General features: G+C 41.4%; 7 protein-coding genes. 4 read left to right on the top strand and 3 right to left on the bottom strand.

Annotated features, from left to right (window positions below; genetic code table 11):
• Window positions 1-2,070: 2,070 nt before the first annotated feature.
• Genes dnaQ through R4I06_RS03750 form a run of 3 tightly spaced genes read right to left on the bottom strand, consistent with a single transcriptional unit; the run spans window position 2,071 to window position 4,507 of the window.
• Window positions 2,071-2,811, bottom strand: a complete 741-nt coding sequence (dnaQ, locus tag R4I06_RS03760) for a DNA polymerase III subunit epsilon (protein ID WP_334414218.1) — start codon at window positions 2,809-2,811, stop codon at window positions 2,071-2,073.
• Window positions 2,808-3,323, bottom strand: coding sequence for an NADH-quinone oxidoreductase subunit NuoE (gene nuoE, locus R4I06_RS03755; RefSeq protein ID WP_334414217.1), 516 nt, complete (start codon window positions 3,321-3,323; stop codon window positions 2,808-2,810). The genes dnaQ and nuoE overlap by 4 nt, the downstream gene beginning before the upstream one ends.
• Window positions 3,324-3,328: 5 nt before the next feature.
• A complete protein-coding gene (locus tag R4I06_RS03750) occupies window positions 3,329-4,507 on the bottom strand; it encodes an NADH-quinone oxidoreductase subunit D (protein ID WP_334414216.1) in 1,179 nt (392 codons plus the stop codon).
• Between the two features lie 268 nt (window positions 4,508-4,775).
• On the opposite strand from R4I06_RS03750, the gene atpG reads away from it, so the two are divergent.
• The 4 genes from atpG to R4I06_RS03730 all read left to right on the top strand — a co-directional run.
• Window positions 4,776-5,663: an ATP synthase F1 subunit gamma gene (gene atpG / locus R4I06_RS03745; RefSeq protein ID WP_334414215.1), complete on the top strand. Its 888-nt coding sequence runs from the start codon at window positions 4,776-4,778 to the stop codon at window positions 5,661-5,663.
• Between the two features lie 3 nt (window positions 5,664-5,666).
• On the top strand, window positions 5,667-6,278 hold the full coding sequence (gene folE / locus R4I06_RS03740; RefSeq protein WP_334414214.1) for a GTP cyclohydrolase I: 612 nt from the start codon (window positions 5,667-5,669) through the stop codon (window positions 6,276-6,278).
• The gene (locus tag R4I06_RS03735; RefSeq protein WP_334414213.1) at window positions 6,275-7,609 is read left to right on the top strand and encodes a TldD/PmbA family protein; all 1,335 of its coding nucleotides are present in this window, start codon (window positions 6,275-6,277) and stop codon (window positions 7,607-7,609) included. The genes folE and R4I06_RS03735 overlap by 4 nt, the downstream gene beginning before the upstream one ends.
• Before the next feature lie 26 nt (window positions 7,610-7,635).
• Window positions 7,636-8,558 (top strand): NAD(P)/FAD-dependent oxidoreductase (locus R4I06_RS03730; RefSeq protein WP_334414212.1); only part of this gene is annotated, 923 nt, incomplete at its 3' end.

The raw sequence follows: 8,558 nt of genomic DNA, 5'->3' as shown, positions 1-8,558 counted from the left end.
CATAACACCTGGCCCACTATGGCACAACAACTAAACTTGTGCTACTAAACCAAGGAGCGGTCTTACTAAAAGCCCTATGGGATGCAATTATGGGAAAGTGTGCACTGTTATATTAGTCAAACTTATGTCATATGCGCTTTTAGACCAAGAACTTAATAGTACGTTTTGCTTTTATCTCAAAAGCCTTCTAAGAAGCGGCTCTGGGAGTGTTGTACTTGGCGCAATGATTAAACTAAAAAGGTAATCAACACTGAAAAATGTCTTTACTGCGGAAAATGTCTTCAGAGAGTGTGTATTGCCATATTAACAAACATTCGCAAACCAAGTGATAGCCTTGTATAGAACAGCTCAAGGGTATAGAGCACTATATTATGCATTATTGAACAAGAAGTAGCCTCAGTAGCCTCACTCTTGTTTCTATTTACATCGTCTGATAACGTAATAGGCCTATGTGAGTCTTGCGCCGCGAGAAGTAGCTCTTGGAAAGCATGCATTGCCATATTGATCAAGGAGACGTCAGTCAAACATCCATACATCTGTATCACTATAAACTAAGAGATAGCCTTATCGGGAGTGATTTTTGTAAAGTGTGCACATCACCTGCGAAGTAGATCTCCCTTCTTAAAAGCCATGTCAGGAGCCCGCTAGAACATTATGCCCATACGTTTACTACCCCTACGGCAAGAATGCAGAGGGGAGCAGCTATGGAATATTATACGTGCAAACACTTATATCTCAATATGCCATTATTAGATCAAGAAGTAGCCTCACTTTTGTTCTTATCTACATCGTCTTGATAACGCAATAGGCCTACATGAGTCTGGCGCCGCGAGAAGTAGCTCCTGGAAAGCATGCATTGCCATATTGATCAAGGACATGTCAGTAAACATTCACAATATTCGCAAACTAAGAGACAGCCTTGTCGAGAACAGCTCTAAGAAAAGTACAGTTTAGGGCACTGCATTATGTATTACCGAACAAGAAGTGGCCTCACTTATACATATACATAAGTCAAAGGAGCCTTATTTTTACACGACCATACTGTCTTGATAGTAATCTCTCAGATTCGTTTATCTTGCCGTAAGGACGTAGCTGCAGGAAGTTGGTTATACATTGGTACAACGATTGAGCTAGGAAGTAGCCAAGCACTGCAGGAAATATTTCTTGTAAAGTGTGTATTGTCGTATTGATCAAACGTTTCATATATCCGCAAACTAAGTGAAGGCTCTTGTAGAGAGTGGTCCCTTGAAAAGTATGTACATCTATTAAACCCAGCAATAGCTGCACGTTTGCTGCTATCTATACTTTGGTGCGTAATAGAACGCATTGCTCCAACGTTGCAGGAAGTTGCTTTCGCTAAAGTGACATCTACATTTATCCGCAAACTAAGTGATAGCTCTTGTAGAGAGTGGTCCCTTGAAAAGTTGTACATCTATTAAACCCAGCAATAGCTGCACGTTTGCTGCTATTTATTATACTTGAAAGAGCAGTAGAATACATTGGCAAAACACCGCAGGAAATGTATCTCGCAGAGAGTGTATTGTCAGATTAATTTACTTATGCCTCATATACATTTATCTCTTCCGCAAGAACAGGGAGCGTGTCTTAAATGTGTACACCTATTAAACTACGCAATGGCTGCACTCCCGTATCATCTTAAGCTGCAAAGAATACACTTTATATTTTGCTGCAAGAACGTTAAGTAGCTCCCGGAGAGTGTTTATATCGTAACATCACCCAAACTTATCTCTTTTGTATATCCGTAAACTAGGTGACAACTGCACTTTTATACCATCTTGTTATGGCACAGAATATATTTTGATTGTACAGCAAGAATGTCGTGTGGAGAGCGGCTGCTAAAATAGCGTGCTCTGCACATATGCTACCTCTATAGCAAGAATGCAGCAGGGAGCGGCTATAGAATATTATGCAAGTGAACGCCTATACTATAGTCTTAGACTTAAGGATCGCTTCACTTTTATTGTTGTCTATATCTCCTTTGAGAGTGCCATAAATGCATTCTGTCTGAAAAACGTTGCAGAAATGTGCAGTAAAGGCATTGTATTAAAACTAAGAAGTAGCCTCCCTTTCATCGCTATCTACACCATCTTGATAGTGCTCTAGATAAATTTTCCATAGTGAATTATTGAGTTTTTCTACTACATTAGCGTTGTGCTCCATTTCCTCTTCATGCGTTAGCGGGAATATTCGTGGCACTAGGTCAACTTTTGGTCTAAATGTCGATTGGTTAGTTTCTCCTGTCTCTGAGAGGGAACAGAACGTTAAAGACCTCTGTAACCCCCCGCATAGCTCTACATATACACGCGCAAGTAGGTTGGCGTCCTTCAAAGCTCCGTGTAATTTACGATCGTGAGTGAGAATGTTAAACCTCTTACATAGAGCATCTAAACTAGCCGGCATGCCAGGAAATTTTTTACGCGCTATTTCAAGAGTATCGATGATTTCATTACTTATTATGCCCTTTTTTCCCATTTTCTCCATTTCCACTTCGATAAATCTTATATCGAATCTGGCATTGTGTATTATCAGTGGACTATCTTGTACGAAATCGAGAAATTCGTCCGCAATCTCAAAAAATTTCGGCATGTCTTTCAGCATTAAAGACGTGATACCATGAATCCGTGTAGCTGCTGCGGATATGCTGCGCTCAGGGTCGATATATCTGTGAAAGAACTTTCCCGTAGCTACAAAATCCACGAGTTCTACACATCCAATCTCAATTATCCTGTCCCCACCGTCTGCATCAAGACCTGTGGTTTCTGTATCCAGGACTATCTCTCTAGCTTTCACTTTTTACTAGTATCATCCCCTGTTCTTAATCTGATTAAAATCCTTTCCATATCTTTCTCGCAAAGATTCTCATAGTAATCATCATTTATCTGCACTACAGGGGCATTTACGCATGCTCCCAAACACTCTACCTCACGTAAAGTGAAGACATTATCCTTCGTGGTCTCACCAACTCCCACTTCCATGACTTTCTTACACATCTTTAAGATGTTGTCACTTCCTCTCAGCCAACATGGAGTAGTTCTGCAGACCTGTACCAAATATTTCCCCACAGGGCTGGTATTATACATAGAATAGAACTCTACCACTTCCCTCACGTGCACAGGACGCATGCTTAATAGTTCTGCAACATAGCCTATAGCAGAGTTGGGCACAAATCCTCCAGATTGCTTTTGCACCAAATAGAGAAGGGGCATCACGGCGCTAGCTTCTCTGCCTTTGGGGTATCTGCTAACGCATTCGTATGCTTCTTTTAAATTACTCTCTGTAAATTTAAAGCTTTCCTCTTCCATGAGATCTATCTATCTATTTCTCCAAACACGATATCAAGGGATCCTATAATAGCGGTTAAATCTGCTAACAGATGTCCCTTCGACATAGCCTCTATAGCTTGTAAATGAGCAAACCCTGGAGCTCTAATTCTGCATCGGTAAGGCTTGTTAGTGCCATCAGAAACTATGTATACTCCAAATTCTCCCTTAGGTGCCTCTACAGCAGTATAAGCTTCCCCGGGCATTATTTTATATCCTTCAGAGAAGAGTTTAAAGTGGTGAATTAGAGCCTCCATAGAGTATTTTAACTCTTCCCTCTTCGGCGGAACCACTTTCCTATCTTCAGTCTTTACTGGTCCCTCAGGAATAGTCTGCAGGCACTGCTCTAGTATAGAGAGCGATTCCCTGATTTCTGCCATGCGTACTAGATACCTGTCATAACAATCGCCACCGTCTCTAACCGGTATCTTAAAATCCAGAATGTCATATATCTCGTAAGGTTGGCTTTTTCGAAGATCCCAAGGTACTCCAGAGGCTCTTAGCATTGGGCCCGAGAATCCCCACGCTAATGCCTGTTCTTTCGACACTTTTCCTATATCTACGTTGCGCTGCTTCCATATCGTATTTTCAGTAAGCAAATCATCAACCCTATCCAAAAGCTTTGGAAATGTTCTGGTAAATTCGTATATATCGTCTAGCAGACCTTCTGGCACATCAGCAGCTACTCCTCCGGGCCTTATATATGCAGAGTGGAACCTCGCACCTGAAGCCCTTTCATAAAATGCCAGAATTTTCTCTCTTTCTTCAAAGACCCACAATAGCGGCGTAGTAGCACCCGTATCCATGGCCTGACAAGAAACATTAAGAAGGTGATTTAAGATCCTTGTAAGTTCGCAAAAAATTACTCTTAGATACTTAGCTCTAGGCGGAATCTCGCACTTCAATAGCTTTTCGACACACATTGAATATGCGTGCTCCTGAGCCATCGGCGATACGTAATCTAATCTGTCAAAATAGGGAAGAGCCTGAGTATAAGTTTTGTACTCAATTAGCTTTTCCGTTCCTCGATGCAAAAGCCCTATGTGCGGATCTATTCTGTCAATTACTTCACCGCTCATTTCTAATATTAAACGCATTACGCCGTGTGCAGCTGGATGCTGCGGACCAAAATTTATGGTCATCGGCTTGATACTGTTACTAGACATCTCGGAAGTCACAAAACTGAGGCAGGTTATCCTGCAATAAGCACAAATGTCAAGTTCAAAGTGTAATACTGCCGAAGTTTGTACCTATCAACACATAAGTTGTTTATACTAGGGCTGGTGTAAAAGGAATACTTTCCCAAGAGCAGTGAATAGATCCAGAATTCTTCTCACAAGTTGAGATAACAGTATGCCATTTCTTTTACGTGTTTTGAGCTTGTGCTGCGGAAAATAAGTAATATACTACAGAACGTGTCTGCTGGTGGTGGCGATGGCAAATTTAAAAGCACTTTCTCAGAGAATAAAAAGCGTAAAGTCTATACAAAAGACTACTAGAGTGATGCAGATGATTTCTGCCTCTAAGTTTCGTGCGGCAAGGGTAAGTTTAGCATACGCCAGGGAGTATTACGAAAAGCTGTCTACCAACTTGAACACACAGAGTCCTAAACGCTCAATTGATTATCCAAAGCCTTCCTCTTCAGAATTGTTTGTTATTTTTTCATCTGATCGTGGCCTATGTGGTGGATTTAACTATTCTATAGCGAAAGCATTTTGCGAGTATTTAAGCAGAAAGAAGGATGAGGCAGGAGTGCGCCAGGAGTTCCTTTTTATTGGTACGAAGGTCTACGATATAGTGCGTAGTAGGATGGGAGACCTGGAAAGTAGTGCAGTTGTTAAAGTTGTGCCCCAGACTAAATCTATGAATTTCCCTGGTTTTAAGGACTTTTTACACAAGCTTTCTATAGATTTCATGACATTTCGTAAGGTATCTGTACTGTATACGAAGTTTAATACTATATCTTCTCAAGAACAGGTTGTGGAAGATATCCTGCTCAATGACTACGAAGCTAGTGATGAAGAGTGTCCTCCTGATCCAAGTGGTATAGAGGCGGAGATAGAGTCTGCGTGTATTTATGATCCTAGTTTCTCAGAGATTAGTGACGAAGTATGGATCAAGAAATTCTTTGGAAAATTTTACCTAGCCGCTTGTGAGAGTATGGTTTGCGAGCACTGTTCCCGTATGGTTGCCATGGAATCTGCGAACTCTAATACCGGTAGTATGCTGGATAGATTAGTTTTGAGTTATAACCGTTCGAGACAAGCGGCAATAACAACTGACTTGATAGAAGTCATCAGTGGATGTGAAGCTTTGGGTTAGTTTATGGATTCTGGTGATAAATTGTCTCATAAGCTATCTGCTGAGGATAATAATAAAGAGGCTGTCAAAGCTCTTATTAGGTGGATGGGGGATTCTCCTGAGAGGGAAGGTCTTATAGATACTCCTACTAGAGTATTAGATGCCCTTGTTCGCTCTTGCAGTGGGTATGGAAAGGATAAAGAAGAGGAATACCGTGGCACTGTACTTAAAAACAGTGATGGATATTCCGATATGATAGTGCTGAAAGGGATAAATTTTTCTTCAACTTGCGAACACCACATTGTGCCCATAAGGGGTAAGGCGGGCATTGCGTACATACCAAAAGATGGAATTTTGGGTATAGGAGAGATAGTAAAGATAGTGGGCATCTTTGCTAAGAGGTTGCAGCTGCAGGAGCGTCTCACAGTGCAGATTGCAAAATTTTTAGAGCGCGTACTGGATCCATTAGGTGTTATCGTGATTTTAGAAGCAAAGCATTGCTGTGTTGAGCATCATCAAGGTCTAGTCGGCGACAATTTCAGAGTTCAAACTAGTTGCGCTCTGGGAGTCTTTCGCGATAATCGAGCCTTAGTAGAAGAATTTTTCAGTAGAATGAACTTAGGAGTGATGCTTTGAGTTCCTTAGATGTAGCGGAAGATATTATAAAGGCAGCGAAGTCTAGGGACGCAGAAGCCGAGGTCTTTTTTTGCAAGAGTGATTCTATCAGTGTCACGCAACGTTTGTTAAAACAAGAAGAAGTGCTGCAGAGTAGCGCTGAAAAGGTTGGTATTAGAGTTATCTTAAATGGGAAGAGAAGTTCATGTGTTTCTTCCGATGATTTTGAGAGAATAGGGGACCTTGTAGATACGGCTGTGGCTATTGCAAGCTCCTCTCCTGAAGATCCATATTTAGCGATTAGTGATGTAGATACTAAGTATGCGTCAGGGGGAGCGGACGATCTGGCGCTATTTGACAATTCTATGCTCAGCATGGAAGAGATAGGTAATCTGCTGCATGAGGTAGAGAATGCTGCATTATCATACGATAGTAAGATAGTGAATTCTGAGGGCGCATCTTTCTCATATAGTAATAACGAGATAACGCTTGCAACATCGAGAGGATTTTATGGCTCATATAAGAGATCCTATTTTTCCACTTCTGTATCGGTAGTTGCATCTGATGACAAAATGGAGACTGACTACAGCTTTTCAGTAAAAAGTCACTTAGTGGATTTAGAGGATCCGAAATCTCTGGGAGAAGATGCTGCATACAGGGCGCTAAGGAAGTTAAAATCGCGTGAAATGAAGACGGCAAAAGTGCCTGTAGTATTTGAAAACAGAGTAGCCTCTTCGTTACTGAGGAACTTTGCTTCTGCCATAAATGGGAGTTCAATCGCAGATAAGAGCTCTTTTTTAGCTGGTAAAATAGGTGAAAAACTCTTTGGACATGGAATCAACATTGTAGATGATCCTCTGTTGGTTAGAGGGATTTCTTCCAGGCCTTTTGATGGAGAGGGTGTTGCCAGCAGAAAGAATTATGTTGTACAAAATGGGGAACTGAAAAGCTGGGTACTAGATATGAGAACAGGTAAGCAATTATCGCTCTGTACTACTGCTAATGCTATTAGGCATAGTAACGCATCGGTATCTCCTGGGGTCAGTAACTTTTATGTAGAAGGGTCTTCCATATCTCCTCAAGACCTAATGTCTGACATTAAGAATGGTTTATATGTCACTGATCTTTTTGGATTTGGTGTAAATTTAACTACTGGAGACTATAGTCAAGGTGTATTTGGATTTGCTATAGAGAATGGCAGTATTTCATATCCTGTTAGTGGAGTGACAATAGCCGGGAATCTGTCTGACATGTTTGCGGAAATGCAAGTGGCAAACGATTTAGTGTTTCTCAGATCGGTTAACTCGCCTACGTTGAGATTTGATGGTATGATAGTGTCTGGGAGTGGTTAGGGGCTTAATATAGTAGGATCGCGTATATGGGTGTTTCTAGCGACTTAGCTATTATAGGTGCGGGGCCTGTTGGGCTTTTTGCCGTATTCCAAGCTGGAATGCTTGGCATGAGCTCCTGTGTCATTGATGCTCTTGACGTTATAGGTGGGCAATGTAAGGTCTTATATCCTGAAAAGCCCATATACGATATACCCGGATACAAAATGATCACGGGGAGCGATCTAATTGACAATCTTGTTGATCAAGCGGAATCGTTTAACCCCATTTATCTAATGGGGCATGTTGTAGAAAGTATAGAGGAAGTAGAGGGGGGATTTACTCTCACTACGGATAAGGGAGACAGGATAGATAGTAAAGCTATCATGATTGCTGCGGGATCTGGGAAATTTGGCCCTAATCGCCCACCAATCAATGGCATCCTGGAATATGAAAATAAATCCGTGTTTTACCATGTCACAAATAAGGCAATGTTTTCTGGCAAGAAAGTTGCTATAGCGGGAGGGGGAGACTCAGCTCTGGACTGGGCGATAGAATTGGCAAAAATTACAGAGAAGTTATACTTAATTCACAGAAGGAAAACCTTTAGATGTGCGCCAAATAGCTTGAAGGTGTTGGAAGATCTGATCAGCGAAGGCAATATAGAATTGATGACTCCCTACCAGTTATCTAGCATATCAGGAAAGGACGGCATGCTAGAAGAGGTGAGGATATGCGATATTTCTTCAAAGGAGGAGATATCTTTAGAGGTTGACTTTTTACTACCGTTTTTCGGCATCTCGGCAAATTTAGGTCCAATACTAAATTGGGGACTTTGTGTAGAAAGGTTTCACATACCTGTCGACCAGGCTACTTGTAGAACTTCGCGAGATAAGATATATGCGGTTGGTGATGTGGCTCACTATCAAGGAAAGCTAAAGCTAATACTTGTAGGGTTTTCAGAGGTGGCGCT

The organism is Anaplasma bovis, assembly GCF_036903315.1.
In the GTDB taxonomy this organism is placed as follows: Bacteria; Pseudomonadota; Alphaproteobacteria; order Rickettsiales; family Anaplasmataceae; genus Anaplasma; species Anaplasma bovis.
This window is presented reverse-complemented; position numbering and strand designations above follow the sequence as displayed.